This window comes from Shewanella sp. YQ_9, assembly GCF_043103185.1.
Classification (GTDB): Bacteria; Pseudomonadota; Gammaproteobacteria; order Enterobacterales; family Shewanellaceae; genus Shewanella; species Shewanella algae.
This window is the reverse complement of the sequence record NZ_JBICJO010000076.1, coordinates 190,124-206,141: the sequence shown is the minus strand read 5'-3', so window position 1 is coordinate 206,141 and position 16,018 is coordinate 190,124. Positions and strand designations below refer to the sequence as shown.

General features: G+C 47.4%; 13 protein-coding genes. 9 read left to right on the top strand and 4 right to left on the bottom strand.

Features of this window, described 5'->3' with window-relative positions:
• Positions 1 to 259 precede the first annotated feature (259 nt).
• The 3 genes from ACF8D4_RS21530 (at position 260) to prfH (ending at position 2,821) form a co-directional block, all read left to right on the top strand.
• Positions 260 to 607 carry a hypothetical protein gene (locus ACF8D4_RS21530; RefSeq protein ID WP_025011793.1) on the top strand — a complete coding sequence of 116 codons (348 nt, stop codon included), beginning with the start codon at positions 260 to 262 and terminating at the stop codon, positions 605 to 607.
• 415 nt (positions 608 to 1,022) lie between these two features.
• A complete protein-coding gene (locus tag ACF8D4_RS21525; RefSeq protein ID WP_392468990.1) occupies positions 1,023 to 2,186 on the top strand; it encodes an RNA ligase RtcB family protein in 1,164 nt (387 codons plus the stop codon).
• Positions 2,186 to 2,821 (top strand): peptide chain release factor H, encoded by a 636-nt coding sequence (prfH, locus tag ACF8D4_RS21520; RefSeq protein WP_044735976.1) that lies wholly within the window; start codon positions 2,186 to 2,188, stop codon positions 2,819 to 2,821. The genes ACF8D4_RS21525 and prfH overlap by 1 nt, the downstream gene beginning before the upstream one ends.
• 146 nt (positions 2,822 to 2,967) lie before the next feature.
• Here the strand turns inward: prfH and ACF8D4_RS21515 are convergent, their stop codons facing one another.
• Positions 2,968 to 3,921: a tetratricopeptide repeat protein gene (locus tag ACF8D4_RS21515; RefSeq protein WP_392468988.1), complete on the bottom strand. Its 954-nt coding sequence runs from the start codon at positions 3,919 to 3,921 to the stop codon at positions 2,968 to 2,970.
• Positions 3,922 to 4,159: 238 nt separating this feature from the next.
• On the opposite strand from ACF8D4_RS21515, the gene ACF8D4_RS21510 reads away from it, so the two are divergent.
• Positions 4,160 to 5,185 (top strand): nuclease-related domain-containing protein, encoded by a 1,026-nt coding sequence (locus ACF8D4_RS21510; RefSeq protein WP_208172711.1) that lies wholly within the window; start codon positions 4,160 to 4,162, stop codon positions 5,183 to 5,185.
• 110 nt (positions 5,186 to 5,295) lie between these two features.
• On the opposite strand, the gene ACF8D4_RS21505 is transcribed toward ACF8D4_RS21510, so the two are convergent.
• Positions 5,296 to 5,982: a cold-shock protein gene (locus tag ACF8D4_RS21505; RefSeq protein ID WP_392468986.1), complete on the bottom strand. Its 687-nt coding sequence runs from the start codon at positions 5,980 to 5,982 to the stop codon at positions 5,296 to 5,298.
• On the opposite strand from ACF8D4_RS21505, the gene ACF8D4_RS21500 reads away from it, so the two are divergent.
• The 4 genes from ACF8D4_RS21500 (at position 5,952) to ACF8D4_RS21485 (ending at position 11,556) form a co-directional block, all read left to right on the top strand.
• Positions 5,952 to 6,317, top strand: coding sequence for a hypothetical protein (locus tag ACF8D4_RS21500; protein ID WP_208124744.1), 366 nt, complete (start codon positions 5,952 to 5,954; stop codon positions 6,315 to 6,317). The genes ACF8D4_RS21505 and ACF8D4_RS21500 overlap by 31 nt on opposite strands.
• Before the next feature lie 494 nt (positions 6,318 to 6,811).
• Positions 6,812 to 7,186, top strand: coding sequence for a molecular chaperone DnaJ (locus ACF8D4_RS21495; protein WP_345861503.1), 375 nt, complete (start codon positions 6,812 to 6,814; stop codon positions 7,184 to 7,186).
• A gap of 102 nt (positions 7,187 to 7,288) precedes the next feature.
• Positions 7,289 to 8,848 carry a hypothetical protein gene (locus tag ACF8D4_RS21490; RefSeq protein ID WP_345861505.1) on the top strand — a complete coding sequence of 520 codons (1,560 nt, stop codon included), beginning with the start codon at positions 7,289 to 7,291 and terminating at the stop codon, positions 8,846 to 8,848.
• 461 nt (positions 8,849 to 9,309) lie between these two features.
• The gene (locus ACF8D4_RS21485; protein ID WP_345861507.1) at positions 9,310 to 11,556 is read left to right on the top strand and encodes an AAA family ATPase; all 2,247 of its coding nucleotides are present in this window, start codon (positions 9,310 to 9,312) and stop codon (positions 11,554 to 11,556) included.
• Between the two features lie 848 nt (positions 11,557 to 12,404).
• On the opposite strand, the gene groL is transcribed toward ACF8D4_RS21485, so the two are convergent.
• Both groL and ACF8D4_RS21475 read right to left on the bottom strand, forming a co-directional pair.
• Positions 12,405 to 14,045 carry a chaperonin GroEL gene (groL, locus tag ACF8D4_RS21480; RefSeq protein ID WP_392468983.1) on the bottom strand — a complete coding sequence of 547 codons (1,641 nt, stop codon included), beginning with the start codon at positions 14,043 to 14,045 and terminating at the stop codon, positions 12,405 to 12,407.
• Positions 14,046 to 14,102: 57 nt separating this feature from the next.
• On the bottom strand, positions 14,103 to 14,393 hold the full coding sequence (locus ACF8D4_RS21475; RefSeq protein WP_025010152.1) for a co-chaperone GroES: 291 nt from the start codon (positions 14,391 to 14,393) through the stop codon (positions 14,103 to 14,105).
• Positions 14,394 to 14,641: 248 nt separating this feature from the next.
• Between ACF8D4_RS21475 and ACF8D4_RS21470 the strand changes: the two genes are divergently transcribed.
• The gene (locus ACF8D4_RS21470) at positions 14,642 to 16,006 is read left to right on the top strand and encodes an MATE family efflux transporter (protein ID WP_071238719.1); all 1,365 of its coding nucleotides are present in this window, start codon (positions 14,642 to 14,644) and stop codon (positions 16,004 to 16,006) included.
• Positions 16,007 to 16,018 lie beyond the last annotated feature (12 nt).

Genomic DNA, 16,018 nt, shown 5'->3' with positions numbered 1-16,018 from the left:
CAAGGCTGTTGCAACAGGGACACCTCACAAAAATCAAACCTTTCCTTTATATGTCAATTGTTTGACTCGACTCAAAAAATTTTGATCTCAAACTGTTAGAGTCGCGGTTTAATTTATTATTCGCTTCTGCCGAGCCTGTGCCCTTGACACTGCTGTTGGCCGGAACTGTACCCCAGACCTGCGGCGCTTCGAGAGAATGCCACAGGGCGATCACAAGGCAGCACGGAAGTAGAACACCGAAAAAAACGGAAGTTAGCTCATGAAGAATATAATAATCGCTATCGTTTTGACCGGCCTGATGGCCTGCAGTACTACCCCCAACACCATAGTCTTCGACGGCAGCAGTGCAGAGTCGACCCAACAGGATGTCATCAGACTCATGGCGCAGCTGAACTCCCATGACAAGCAGGAATTTGTCATGGCCTTGTTGGCAATCCAACTGGCTGAGTTCGACACCCCATTGGCAGCACTGAACCACTCGGATCGCAACGGCCAGATGGACTTCGGCCTGATTGGGCAAAAGATTAATGGTCTGGACTTTGAACAAGTGCTTGAACTGGCACACAGCAAAAGCGATAAAGCCAAGCCCCGCCAACCGCTGCCTTAACCCGGCAAGTAAAAGCGCTATCTCGGATTCTTGGTGTGGTTTCAAATCATGGCGTTAAATCATGACTTTAAATCATGGCCTGAAACAATAACCTCTTTCTGCGGTCGGCTGCCCCGGCCGCAATCCCAAGCTGACGCACTTGCCATGGGGGCTCGGCGGCAAATAAAGCTAAGTGATTGAATTTATATTTGCCTTATGGTGGCAAACTGATTACCATGCGCCCGCATCGCTCACCATTCATTCACTGTAGAGGAGAAAACATCATGCAAAACACATCAACCTCCTTTGCAGGTCTTGTCCGCTAAATAGCAGAAAGCTATCCACTGATTTCATAGCTTTCTGGTAAAGCTATCGCTTCGGTCAACTGGCCTGCCAATACGTTTATCGTTTAAATCCTGTTTAAAGGAATTGGTCTATGGGCAGATCCGTCCAAAAACTTACTGAAAGCGTCAGCCTGATTGCATCCAAAGAAACCTGGGTAGAAGGGCTGGCAATACAACAACTGATTAAAACCTCTGAATTGGCCTGTATGCAGCACGTGGCGGGAATGCCGGATCTGCATCCCGGCAGAGGCTATCCCATTGGTGCGGCGTTTTTTGCCGTCAACAGAATCTATCCTGCCTTGGTCGGCAACGACATTGGCTGCGGCATGTCACTGTGGCAGAGCTCGCTGAAGCTATCCAAGGTCAAGCTGGATAAGATGGCGAACAAGTTCAAACAGATAGAACAGCCTCTGGATGAAACCTGGGCGCAAACAATTGCCGAGCGCAAGCGGGAAAAAGGCATAGCCATCACAGGCTTTGACCTGGCGCTTGGCACCATAGGCGCCGGTAACCATTTTGCCGAGTTTCAGGCGATAGAAACTGTCTATGACCAGGCGGCGCTGCAAGAGCTGGGGCTGGACAGCCACTATCTGCAACTGCTGGTGCATTCCGGCTCCAGAGGCCTGGGGCAGGCCATTTTGCAGGAACATATCCGCCGCCACAGCCACCAAGGCCTGAGTCCGGAAGATAGCGAGTTCAGCGACTATCTGGCCAAACACGATGAGGCGGTACGCTGGGCCGAGTTGAACCGCGAGCTGATAGCCTGTCGCTTCCTGGAAGCAATCAACAGCTCTGGCAGCTTGGTGTTGGATGTGAACCACAATCTGGTATCCCCCAAGTGCATAAACGGAACCCAAGGCTGGCTGCACCGAAAAGGCGCCACCCCGAGCGATAAGGGTTATGTGGTGATCCCGGGATCCCGCGGCGACTACAGCTATCTGGTGAAACCCTGCGCCGCTGCGGGCGATGCCGCCGACATCAGCCTGTTTTCCCTGGCTCATGGTGCCGGGAGAAAATGGCAGCGCGGCGAGTGTCAGGGCCGCCTGGCGCACAAGTTCAGCCGTGAAGATCTCTACCTCACCGCCCTGGGAAGCCGGGTGATCTGCGGTAACAAGACACTGCTGTATGACGAAGCGCCCCAGGCCTACAAAAAATGTGCGACTGTGGTTGGCGATATGGTCGATGCCGGTTTGATTGAGGTTGTTGCTAGGCTGCGCCCTGTGCTGACCTTCAAAACCAACGGGGAGTGCTGCTGATGATACTGCTGCAACTATCGGCCGGAACCGGTCCGATTGAATGCTGCCGCGCTGTGGCCCTGGCGGTGCAAACCATAGAGCGGGAGTGTCAGGCGCAAGGCATAGGCTGCGAGTTGTTGGAGGTGACTCAGGCAAACGCTAAAACCGGCGTCGCCTGCTTCAAGTCGGCCTTGCTGCAACTCAGTGCCAATGATGAAGCCAGGGCCAAGCACTTGGCGCTGGCTTGGCAGGGAGCCATGCTCTGGAGCTGCCAAAGCCGCTTCAGGCCCGGGCATAAACGCAAAAACTGGTTCTTCAGCGGCCAGATGTTTGAGGTCAATGACAAGGCTCTGGATAAGCAAATCCACTTTCAGGCCTGCCGAGCCTCGGGCGCAGGAGGGCAGCACGTGAACACCACAGACTCGGCCATCCGCGCGACCCATATCGCCAGCGGCCTATCGGTGCGGGTTGAAACCGAGCGCAGCCAACATGCCAACAAACGCCTGGCAACGGCCTTGCTGTTTCAAAAGCTGGAGGCGCTGAAGCAAGAGCAGATGAACCGGGAAGAACAACAGCGTTGGCAACAACACTGGGAACTGCAGCGGGGCAATCCGCGAAGAAGCTTTAAAGGCGAAAAGTTTATTCCGCTCGACTAAAGCTTAGGTAAAGGAACAGGCCGGGAGCCGGGATTGGCGCTCGGGCCTGCTTTCTATATGTCACTGCGGCTCTCTCAGCAGACTCCTCTCATCTAGCCCCTCTCATTTAGACCAGTCAGTTGAGCCCGCTCAGCTGGGGCTATCAGTTACGCCACCTTGAGCAAATTCATATTCTTGGCCAGTGCCTGCATTCGCGGCGCCACGATTTCAAGGGTAAACAGCGCCGCCTTCTGACGGGCCGGATGGCGCTGGCTCGGCTCCAGCATGGCCTCAATATTGCGGCTGCGCGCCACGGCAATATCAGACTCGGAGCACTGGCTGGCAACACGGGCCCAGACATAGGCCTCGGCCAAATCGCCCCTGGCTGCAAACAGCATGGACAAACGATACTGGGCAGCGGGCTCACCTTGTCTTGCCGCCATCAGATAACTGTCGATGGCGGCCTCGGTATCGGCCGCTATGCCTATGCCATGCTCCAAGCAGTAGCCCAGATTCAAGGCCGCCAGCTTATCCCCATGTTCAAGTCCCTGCCGAAAGCAGGCGACGGCCTCGGCAAAGCGCTGCTGCTCGGGAAGGTCAATCGGCCAATCTTCGCCATTGGCGGGTTCTCGCAGCAACATCAGCCCGCGAGCGGTAATGGCGTTGGCAATGCCACCCTGCTCCGCCGCGGTAAACAACTCAAGCGCCGAGCGGTATTCGGGTTTGCCTCCCAGCCCCATCAGCTGCATCATCCCCAGATAATAGGCCGCCGCCGGGTCCTGCTGTTTCTGCCAGGCCCTAAGACACCAACGCTTGGCACTGCCCAACGTCGATCCCACAGGTGTTACCCCGATACGGCTGAGGTTATGTTGAAACCAGGCCTCAAGCGGCGCCAACCCTTGCCAAGCCTCAAGCAAACGCCGATAGTGCCGTGGTTCGCCTTCTGCATAAATTGCTGCGCTGGGCGCATCCCAGTAGGTAAACAAGCGCTCGCTGCCATGCTTATCCAACCAGCCCTGCATCATGGTCGGCTTACGCCGCGTCTCGACCAGCCACATACCCCCTAGGGTCAGCGCCAGCAGCACCACAATAAACAAAATCGGGCCAAGCTCTTGATCCATGTTTTGTATCCCTACAAATAGTTTTATCCCGACAACTCAAACGCCGGCCAAATAACCGCGCCCAGCGGGGAATGAAAGGCAGCATTATTGATTGAAGCCGGTGAAAAACCAAGCACGCTCAATCACCAGTGCCGCACTCAACTTCAATTACAGACACTTTGGCACTCAGGCCAAATAAGATACACTGGGCCATTATCAAGTTGCTCATTATTGAGCAGTGAATGGATGCAGTTGATAAATGATTCTAAAAAGTAAATCACTCCAAGTTACGCAATCTCCCCAAGCCTATGCCGGGCAAAAGCAGGAACAGGACGTCGCCTTCTTTTTGCGTCGTGCCTTCAAAGACCATCCCCAGGTCATGGTCATCAACGACTTTAAGTTCAACTTTAACGGCGAAACCGCCCAGATAGATCACCTGATCATCTATACCTATGGCTTCGTGTTAATTGAATCCAAGAGTATTAAGGGCCGCGTCAACGTCAACCAACAGGGCGAATGGACCCGTAGCCACCAAAACCAGTGGTTTGGCATAGCCTCGCCACTAAAACAGGTGGAACTGCAACAGGCGCTGTTGCTGCAACTCCTGACCCATCACAAACGAGAAATTCTCGGGAAATTACTGGGTATCAAACAGCAGGGCTTTAAGCTACGCGTCTGGGATCATCTCTGCGCCGTCTCGAGCGACGCCATTATCAACCGTGACACTATGCCCAGCGAGATCTCACAAAAGCTGGTCAAAACGGAGTTTTTGGTCGACAAACTCAATGAGGTGATGAACCTCAAAAGCAGTTTTATGCGCTTGGTAAACTTCAGCGATACCCGGCCCGATTTCAGCCAAGATGAACTCAAATCAATTTGCGACTTCTTGATAGCGCAGGATATCAGTAGCCCCTCTCAGCAGGAAACCGGCACTCCCCTAACCAACGCTGAAACATCAACCAGTACAGTTGCGACGCAAGTCCAAGCAGAAGTAGAAGAAAGGCATACACAGATACAGGAAAGCCGCGCTGCAGACTACCAAACCCAGCCCCATGCGGCAGTATTAACAGCAAGGTTAAGTTGCAAACATTGTGGTGAATCGAGCAACTACATCCCTATGTACGGCAAGTTTGGCTACTACATTAAGTGTCACCAGTGCAGCAAGAATACCCCGATGAAACAAAGCTGCCCTCAGTGCCAAAGTAAAAACACCCGAGTACAAAAGCGAGCCGAGACTTACACACTCAATTGCCAAGAGTGCCAGTTTACTGAAAAGCTGATTTAGCGAGTCCAATGAAAAAGTGTAGTTAAATACACTTTTTCATCCATTCAAGCCGAAAACGCCTTAAAAGTGTAGTTTGTTACACTTTCAAGGCGCTGAAATCACCTTGTTAGCTACAGTGGGAACAGACCGGCGATACCGGCGATAATCGCCGCCGGCAGGATTGCCACCACAGCCAGCACGGCGACGGCGCTGCCGAGGCAACCGGAAAGCTGGCTCTGTCTGGCCTTAAGCTCAGCCTCTTGTATCGGCCCAAAGGCCTGCTCAGCCGCCTGTATTCTTTGCTGCAACTGCCGCTCGGCAGCAAGGGCCATCTCTTTGGTGTCACAGGGCTGCTTTTCAGTGACCAGGGCCAGCTCCCCCTTGAAAGCATGCCCGGTAAAGCGATAGTTGCCTTCAGAGAAGGTCTTCTTTTCAAATTCAAGCCCGAGCACGGCATTACAGCCACACTGCTTAGCCAGTTCTTCTATATATTGGCGCCCCTTGGCCGGATCTTTGAAAAAACGGGTCGAAATCGGTAAACGCAACACGGCGTCACCATGCTTGGGGTGGCTACCCTTGGAGGTGAAGAAATTCAGCAGTCGCTCGCTTATATAGACCTCAGGAATACGGATCTGCTTGGCAGACAATCCCTTGGGAGTTGGCGTAGGGTCAAACTCGACCAGCACATTCTTGACCAGCTTAGCCTCATCACTCCTGTTCACCAGAGCCGAAACATGCAAAAAATAGCTTTCACCATCATCCCCATTGATAAAGCCAAATTTTTTAGATGAGACATACGAAACGACTTTTCCTTTCACTACACAATCCCGATAACTTTCTCTACGACTTCCAAAGCCCTATACAGCAACAGCCACAAAAAACCGCCGCAGCAACAGAACAGATTCAAGCAACCGATACTAACATCTCAACCCGGCAGCAACTGCTGCAACATCCTCAAAATCCGGTTAAAACCGTTCACTTTTCCCTAAAAATCGTCGCCGCTCCCCGGCCAGACACTTTTTGCCCGTTAACAGGCCAGCAAAGCGATTCACTGAAGCCGCTAACTCAGCCGACCAACTTAAACGGGCAACTCAAGCAGGCCACTCAAACAAGTCATTTAAGCCAAACAGCACAACAAAACCCCATGCGGTAAAGCTTGTTTTTCACCGCGGCAATACTGTAGGATTGGCTAGGCTTTTAACAAAAAACCAACGAAAAGCATTACTTAAGCGCCAGCTAAAGTGAGAACAACAATCAGGGATGGCAGCCACTCTCACCCGGAGCAGGCAAAAGGCAAGGATAAGCTTTCAACACCTCACCTCAAATACCTCCCTGACAAAAACCACTTTAACGGCTGTGCAATTTGTGACCCAAGCTAAGGTTTTACTGATAGCTAGTTGATAACTTAGACATTGTTTTAAAAGAACATTCAACATGACAGAAACTGCTGTCTGATAGCCAAAATCAGGGGCGGTAGCGTCAAAATTACAGGTAATAGCGGCGCATTTCAGTGGACGCCAGTTGCCAAGCTTATTCCACCCACCTCAGTAGTACCTCGGCGCAATGGGCTCGCTCCCGACCTCGGAATAGCTGAACCCTAACCAAAAAATCAATCTTAGCGCTGTATTTTCAAAGGAATGAATCTAGATGCAAGACGTCAAAGTCAACCTATACGACTGCAAGCACTGCTCTGGTACAGGAACCTGCAGTAGTGGAAAAGATAACACCTCGTGTGAAGTCTGTGCCAAGAAGAATGAACTACCATTCTGGCGCAGACGAAATCAGCATGGACTGCTTTGTGGTTCATGCGGTGGCATAGGAAAAGCAGAACCGTTAACAGAAAGAATGAACAAGCGAATAGCCCCTCTACTGGCAATTTATTTAGTTTTCACCCTATTGGTTATCATCGGCATATCGGCTCTATTTGAGAACAAATACTTCTCTGAAATACTTGCATTTTCGAGCGCCATCATAGGTTCTATCTGTGGATTTTACTTCTCTGCAATTAAAAGTCAAAACTAACTAATTCAACCAGTCAATTAAAAAACATCAATTTAACAAAAATTATTTTTAAAAATTCCATAAATTTTTAATCAAGTTCCCAAACAAGGATATCAAAAACATATGGAAACAGATGTTAGCAACTCAGAGTTAATACTCCCGTCATCATATGAAGAAGTTGTTAATGAACTTAGCAACAGATCAATAAATGAAGCCATGATGGATTTCTTTAGTCCAGTAACAAATACAGAGGAATCCATAACGGAACTAAGTACGAGAATAAGAAACTCTGGGAAACTGTGTTTTATTGTAGGTAGGCCTGGAGTAGGAAAGTCAACATTTTTCCAATCTATAAGTTGGAGAAAACATATAAAGATATCGTCATTAGAGTATTTCAACGCTCAAGAATTTGTTGGTACTGAAAAGTTATCAAAACTAACTGAGTTCTTAAACAAACTAAGTTATGAAGCAATATCTAGAAAGGATAAAGGACCAGCATGTATTGTTATAAACTATTTAGAAAACTTAAGTGGACTTGACCAAGAATTTATTAAAGGATTTTTTCGAGACCTAAATGGAATTCTACGTCGAGCACCGCTTTTAGTCCTTTGGCCTTTGACTGAGGAGCAAGATGTCCAAACCATGCTATCCTATTCTAAAGCCGTATCTGGAACACTTTTTCAAAAGGGATTCGAACAGCTCGATTTTAAAGGACCTAGCAAAGAATATTTCTGTGACATTGCAACAAAGACAATTGAAGTTATAAACGGAAAACAAATAGCCGACTTCAATTTAAACACAAACGATCTAGAAGATGTTTTAAAAAAATTCAATGAACTTGCTTGTATAGATCAAACAATAAGAATATACCTCGACATGGTAAAGGAACATTGGGAACAAAAGAGCAATTACTTCAAAAAAATAAAAGACAAAATACCAAAGCCTAATGAGGTTTGGTTTATTTTCACATACAAAAATTCAGAAGATGTCGTAAAACAGTTTGCAAGGCAAAGTGAACATCCAGAGAATGCTTGGATGGCAACACACGAAAAACTCTATGAATATATAAGAACAAATGACCAAAGGAAGAGCATATGGGATTCTCAACGGCTACAGTTAGCGATTAATGGAGCATTAAAGACAAGAATACTTTTTATATCAACAAATGCATTGATAATGGTAATTAACTCTTATAGCGAACATAAAGCAATCAAAGAAGCCCTTAGCGAATTTAACCTTAACAGAAACTGGGGATTAAAAAATAAAGCTCAAGAGACCTTAGAAAGGACACCACTAATAAGACTATTGGCAAATAAAGAGCATCCTATAGGAAAGAAAAAAGGAAATCAAACACAGGAGGCATTAAACAAAGCAGATCTTCCTTTCAAAAAACTCAACAATTTAATTAGCACTAGACAAATTTCTGACTGTCATTTAAACAAAGCAATATCAGAATGCATTAATGACTGCTTAAGTATCAACTCAATTTCTGAACAACCTCATCCGTGGATAAAATCAGTTAGGCCAGACATATTCATAGAAACTGACGGAAAGCAAATATGTTTGGAATTTCACTATACTGACAAAAACGTCCCAGGAGAAATCGCTGATTACGTTCTAAGAAAATTGAATATTTACATGAATCAACTTGAAGACTACTCTGGACAAAAAGTTTTATTTTAAAACCTAAGCTTAATGGCGCGGTAGTTAGCCTCCTTCTATGCTTTATTTTAGTATTTAAAACACACCTTACTATCATTGATGCATCCGCTTTCGCCATAATGAGCAATCATCTTCATGTGGTGTTGTAGAGACCACAAAACGATAGACAAAAAGAGAATTACTTGAATAATCTCATAAGTTATCTAAATACTTTGAACCGTAGTTAGGGTTAGCAGAGATCAAATATCTCACTTTGAGTGATATAGGTTAACTTTTTCAAACATCTGCAACTCAAAAATATCTTTCTACCTGAGCTTTATCTAGCCCTCTAGTAGAGTCTAAATAAAAAAACAAACAGCATCGATTTATTTTCTATAATGTTCGAATTATTTTTAATAATCATATTTATTAAAAATTAAATATTATGGGAAATTGAAGTACCCCCAACTTTTTAGCATTTCTACAAAAAACAAGGGATTTAAATGATCGAGTCATTTAAGCTTAAAGGTGTTGCAACTTACAAGCCTGATGGTATAGAAGTTAATAATCTTACAAAAATAAACTTCTTCTATGGTGCAAACGGTTGCGGAAAAACCACAGCTACTAACTATTTAACTGACACTCGTGTTGAAAAATTTAATGAGTGCACAATTCAATGGCAAGGTGGGCAACCATTAAAAACTCTGGTATATAACAAAGCTTTCCGAGATAAGAATTTTGGTGGTAGTGATATTGCAGGAGTTTTTACACTTGGAGAAGCAACTACCGAGCAAGTCGAGCAGATTCGTTTAAAAAAAGCTGAGTTTGATAACGAAGAATCTCAGCTTAAGGACAATCAGAAATTTCTAACGCAAAAAAATAATGAGTTAAATACGACAGAAAGTGAGTTTACTGAACAGTGCTGGTCTTTGTATAAAAAGTATGAAAATGACTTTAAAGAGGCTCTACAAGGCTCATTAAAGAAAAAACTATTTAAGGAAAAAATTCTTCAGTTTTCAACGTCTGCGGCTGATGCAGAGCAGGTTATAAAATACGAAATATTGATCGAAAAGAGTAAAACTTTACTAGGCGAGCGACCAGAGGTTTATCCTGAAATATCATCCATTATTACCAACCAACTTTCACTTATAGAGCAAGATGTGATATGGCAAAGGATTATTATTGGCAAAAGTGATGTAAATATAGCTGCAATGATGGATGCTCTGGGTTCCCATGACTGGGTTAACCAAGGAAGAAGTTATATTAGTGATAATGATACTTGCCCCTTCTGCCAGCAGAAAACAATTAGTGATGATTTTAGGTCTGAATTAGAAGATTATTTTGATGATGATTTTTCAGAGCAAACAGAAAGAGTATCCTCTTTGAACAGAGCTTATATTGAAGTTTCTGAAAAAGTTTTAAATTCAATATCTAAAATTATAGAAAATGAAAGTAAAAATCCAAATAGCAAATTGGAAATAGAAACATTTGTTCCTTATTTTTATTCATTAGAAAGTGCAATAAAGTCAAATATTATTGGTTTTACAGATAAGGCTGAAAAACCTAGTTTACGGCTTGAAGCATATCAAACTATTGATTTATTAAACGAGTTGATGAGTTTAATATATAAGGCAAACAGTGAAATTCAAAAACATAATCAACTAGCGACAGACTTTGATAATCAAACTGCGAAATTCAAAGAGCAAGTATGGCATTTTTTAGCTGATGAAATATTTGATGATTACAAGCGATATACAAGAAAAGCTAACGGGTTAGAGAAAGCCATTTCGAATCTTGACAAATCTGTAGTAGAACGAACAGAAAGAGTTACTAGCTTAAAATCAGAACTAGCAGAGTTGAGTAAAAATAGTACTAGTGTTCAACCAGCGGTAGATGAAATTAACCGACTATTGAAGGCATACGGTTTCTTAAATTTCGAAATTGTCCCTTCTAGACAGTTAGCGAACCATTATGTTATACAACGACAAGATGGCACATTAGCTTTGGATACATTGAGTGAAGGTGAAGTTACCTTTATTACGTTTTTGTATTTTATACAACTGGCAAATGGTGCATTAACTCAGGACGCTGTTACAGAGAACCGAGTTGTGGTGATAGATGACCCAATCTCAAGTTTAGATAGCAATGTACTTTATATCGTGAGCGCCATCGTTAAACAGTTAATCAAAGAAGTTAAAGGTGGCTCTTCTATAAAGCAACTGCTATTGTTCACACATAATGTATACTTCCATAAAGAGGTATCCTTCCAAGGTGGTAGATCTAACGGCTGTAATAAAACTCACTTCTGGATTTTACGCAAGGCAAACAATATAACTTCTATTCAACATTACGAGCAACATAACCCCATAGAATCTTCATATGAATTGCTATGGAGAGAAATAAAAGAACAAGGTAATAACTCATCTATCACTATTCAAAACACCATGCGAAGAATCCTAGAAAACTATTTTAAGATTTTAGGAAAATTTAGTGACAATGACATTGAATCTAATTTTGAAAACTTAGAAGAACAGCAGGTGTGTCGCTCATTATTGTACTGGATCAACGATGGTTCACATTGTCTACCTGATGACCTATTCATTCAAAGCCAAAATGATACCGTTGATATTTATCGTAATGTTTTTAGGGATGTATTTAAGTATTCTGGGCATATTGCTCATTACAATATGATGATGGGAATAGAACAAAATAAAGTTGAAGAGGCAAAAGAGCAAGGCGTAGCTGCGTAATAAATAAAATAATTGGGACAGAGTAAACTTAGCTATAATGACCTGCCCCAAGAAAATGAAAGCACCTGTACGACCAGATGCTGCGATCTTTTACAAGAAGAAAAAAGTCAGAAAAAGTCAGGACACCCAAAACACTTTTGCTGTGTGGAGTCTACAGGGACCTATCTGTTAATAAGAGGACAACGAGCCGAAAAGTAGAGCCTGCAGCCCTATCCAATCCCAAAACTAAAAAGTCAGGACATCCACAACTCTTTTGCCGAGGAATACATCAATCCCGCTCGAAGCGGCCGCAAGGCGTTGCTGAAAATGGCGTAGCGAGGCATGGATGCCGAAGCGGCGTCAGTCGAATCAGGGATGAGCGTCTGGTGCGTTAGCCGATTTTAAGCATAAGCCCAAGGAGCTGTCCGCTTCGTCGCGGGTCGCTGGGGGATTGGATAAGGGGGCAAGTCGATACTGCCCCCTTTCCTCGGGTGTGGGGCGAAGCTCCACGACGTTATTCCGCTGAAAGCGGCTCTCGTTGCTAATCAGCCCACCGCATGGGGTTAATCCAACCCAAAGCCGGAAGCCATTCCAAACCCAAACCACTCCCCCGCCCTCGGCAGAAACCACTGAAATGGAAAAGGCCCGCGTTCGAGGCGCGAGTCTTTTCCTTTCCCGGAATAAACAAAAGCCCCGATACGGTTAAGTATCGGGGCTTTTATTCTTTTGGTTCAGGCTGTTAGGCTTAAGACCAGCAGAGTATTTTACGTGGGATAAATCTTGTTAGAGCAAGGCGCTTTACCGCGACGTTTAGTGAACTAAACGAGTGGTGAAGCAACACAGCTATCACAGATTTAGGCCCGTAAAATTTACATCATGCCGCCCATTCCGCCCATACCACCCATACCGCCCATATCAGGCGCAGCCTCTTCCTTTGGCAGCTCGGCTACCATGGCTTCGGTGGTGATCATCAGACCGGCTACAGAGGCCGCGAACTGCAGCGCAGAGCGGGTAACTTTGGTTGGATCCAGGATACCCATTTCCAGCATGTCGCCGTAAGTGTCGTTACCGGCGTTGTAACCATAGTTACCGCTGCCGTTCTTGACGTTGTTGGCGACAACAGAGGCTTCTTCACCTGCGTTGGTAGCGATCTGGCGCAGTGGGGCTTCCATGGCGCGCAGGGCGATAACCACACCGTGCTTCTGATCTTCGTTGCTCACGTCCAGCTCACCAATCTTGGAGGCAACGCGAACCAGGGCAACACCGCCCCCAGGAACCACACCTTCTTCAACGGCGGCGCGGGTAGCGTGCAGCGCATCTTCAACGCGGGCTTTCTTCTCTTTCATTTCCACTTCGGTAGCGGCACCGACTTTGATTACCGCAACACCGCCGGCCAGCTTGGCCATACGCTCTTGCAGTTTCTCTTTGTCGTAGTCGGAAGTCGATTCTTCAACCTGCTGCTTGATCTGGGCAACACGGGCTTGAATTTGCGACTCTTCACCGCTGCCATCGATGATGGTGGTGTTGTCTTTGGTGATAACCACGCGCTTGGCGGTACCCAGGTCTTCCAGAGTGGCTTTTTCCAGCTCCAGGCCGATTTCTTCGGCGATAACAGTACCACCGGTCAGGATAGCGATATCCTGCAGCATGGCCTTGCGACGATCACCGAAACCAGGCGCCTTAACGGCAGCCACTTTAACGATACCGCGCATGTTGTTGACCACCAGAGTCGCCAGGGCTTCGCCTTCAACGTCTTCAGCAACGATCAGCAGTGGCTTGCCAGTCTTGGCCAGGCCTTCGAGGATAGGCAGCAGCTCACGGATGTTGGAGATCTTCTTTTCAACCAGCAGGATGAATGGGTTGTCCAGTTCAACAGAGCCGGTTTCAGCCTTGTTGATGAAGTAAGGAGACAGGTAACCGCGGTCGAACTGCATACCTTCAACTACGTCCAGTTCGTTTTCCAGCGCCTGACCTTCTTCAACTGTGATCACGCCTTCTTTGCCCACTTTTTCCATCGCGGTAGCGATGATCTGACCGATAGACTCATCAGAGTTGGCAGAGATGGTACCTACCTGAGCGATAGACTTGGAGTCGGAGCAGTCCTGAGACAGGGCTTTCAACTCGGCAACGGCGGCGATTACGGCCTTGTCGATACCGCGCTTCAGATCCATTGGGTTCATACCGGCGGCAACGGCTTTCAGACCTTCGGTCACGATAGCCTGAGCCAGTACTGTGGCGGTAGTGGTACCGTCACCGGCAGCGTCGTTGGCCTTGGAAGCAACTTCCTTAACCATTTGCGCGCCCATGTTTTCAAATTTGTCTTCCAGTTCAATCTCTTTGGCGACTGAAACACCGTCTTTGGTGATCAGTGGTGCACCGAAGCTCTTTTCCAGAACGACGTTGCGGCCTTTAGGGCCCAGAGTCACTTTTACTGCGTTAGCCAGAACATTTACGCCCGCCAGCATTTTTACGCGAGCGTCATTGCCAAATTTTACTTCTTTAGCTGCCATGTTGATTATCCTTAAATTTTTTGATTACTTTGGAAGGTTTTCAATGGTTCGAGTGGCTTATTCCACTACGGCCATCAGGTCAGCTTCTGACAGGATCAGGACTTCTTCACCGTCAATCTTCTCTTTCTTGACACCGTAACCTTCGTTGAAGATCACTACGTCACCTACCTTCACGTCCAATGGCTTAATGTCACCGTTTTCGAGGATGCGGCCATTGCCAACAGCCAGTACTTCACCACGGGTAGACTTTTCGGCTGCGCTGCCGGTCAGTACGATGCCACCGGCCGAAGTGCTTTCAACTTCCAGGCGTTTGACGATCACGCGGTCATGTAATGGACGAATATTCATCTATGGATTCTCCTAATGATTTTTGCCCAATATGAGGCGGTTCATGGTTTATGTAAAAGACGGCCAGGCCAACAGGCTTTAGCCGCTTGATGTTGGCTTATATGGGGCCGGATTTGGCACTTCCAAGGGGACAGGTCAAAATTTTTTGAAAATTTTTGACCCTCGTTTTTTAAAGCCGGGGCAATCCTGTTAGAATCGCGCTTCCGCACGATTTACTTCATCCATTTCACAAGAGGCAGATACGGGCCATGAGAGACAGACACGGGCTGCTCAGTCAGCCGATAGGTCGTGTACTGCTTAATATGAGTGTTCCCAACATGTTAGGAATACTCACCGTGCTGGGCTTCAACCTGGTAGACACCTACTTCATCAGTAAGCTGGGCACAGAGGCGCTGGCGGCGATCAGCTTCACCTTCCCTGTTACCCTGGTGGTGTCCAGTATTGCCATCGGCATAGGCGCCGGGGTGTCCACCAATCTTGGCCGCCTGATAGGCGCCGGGCACGCCCCCAAGGCCAAGGTGTTTCTGCACGACGCCCTGCTGCTGACCTTTATTTTGACTGCCGGGCTATCCTTGCTGGGCAGCTTGTGTATCGACCCGCTGTTTTCCCTGCTTGGCGCCAAAGACGACATACTACCGCTGGTGCATGAGTATATGAATCTCTGGTATCTGGGGGCGCCGCTGTTGGTGGTGTTGATGGTGGGCAATCAGGGCCTGAGGGCCACCGGCGATACCCGCTCACCGGCGGCAATTTTGTCACTGGCGGCACTGATTAACCTGATCCTCGACCCGCTGCTTATCTTTGGTATCGGCCCCTTCCCCAGGCTGGAAATTCAAGGTGCCGCCGTGGCGACCCTGATCTCCTGGTTGGTGGCGCTGTCACTGTCCAGTTATCTGTTGGTGGTCAAACGCCATATGTTGGTGGCCGCGGGCTGGTGTTTCAGCCGCTTTGTCGATAACTGGAAACAGCTGGCCCATATCGCCCAACCGGCGGCGCTGATGAATATGATCAACCCCCTGGCCAACGCCGCGATTATGGGGATGCTGGCGCGGATAGATCACGCCGCCGTGGCCGCCTTCGGTGCCGGAACCCGGCTGGAGTCTTTGCTGCTGATTGTGGTGATGGGGCTGTCTTCCAGCCTGGTGCCCTTTATCGCCCAGAACCTGGGTGCCGGCCAGAAGGAGCGCGCCCGCGAGGCACTGCTGCTGGCGCTGAAGTTTGTGCTCCTGTTCCAGACCCTGCTGTATATTCCGCTGGCGCTGCTGGCGCCGCAAATTGCCGCCCTGTTCAGTACCGACCCTCAGGTGCTGGAATGGCTCAGCTTCTATGTTCTGGTGTTGCCCGCCGCCTATGGCCCGCTGGGCGTGGTGATCATAGTGGCCACCTCGCTCAACGCCTATCACAGGCCTATGGCCTCACTGGTACTGAATCTGTGTCGCCTGTTCCTGCTGATGCTGCCGCTGGCGGCGCTGGGCGCCTTCCTCGGCGGGGTAAAAGGCCTGATGCTGGCACTGCCGGTAACCAACATACTCATGGGCATTGCCAGCTATTATCTGGCCAGCAACATCAGCGAACCGCAAAAAATCAAATCCCCCTGCCCCAACGAGGGATGATAAAGGACAGGA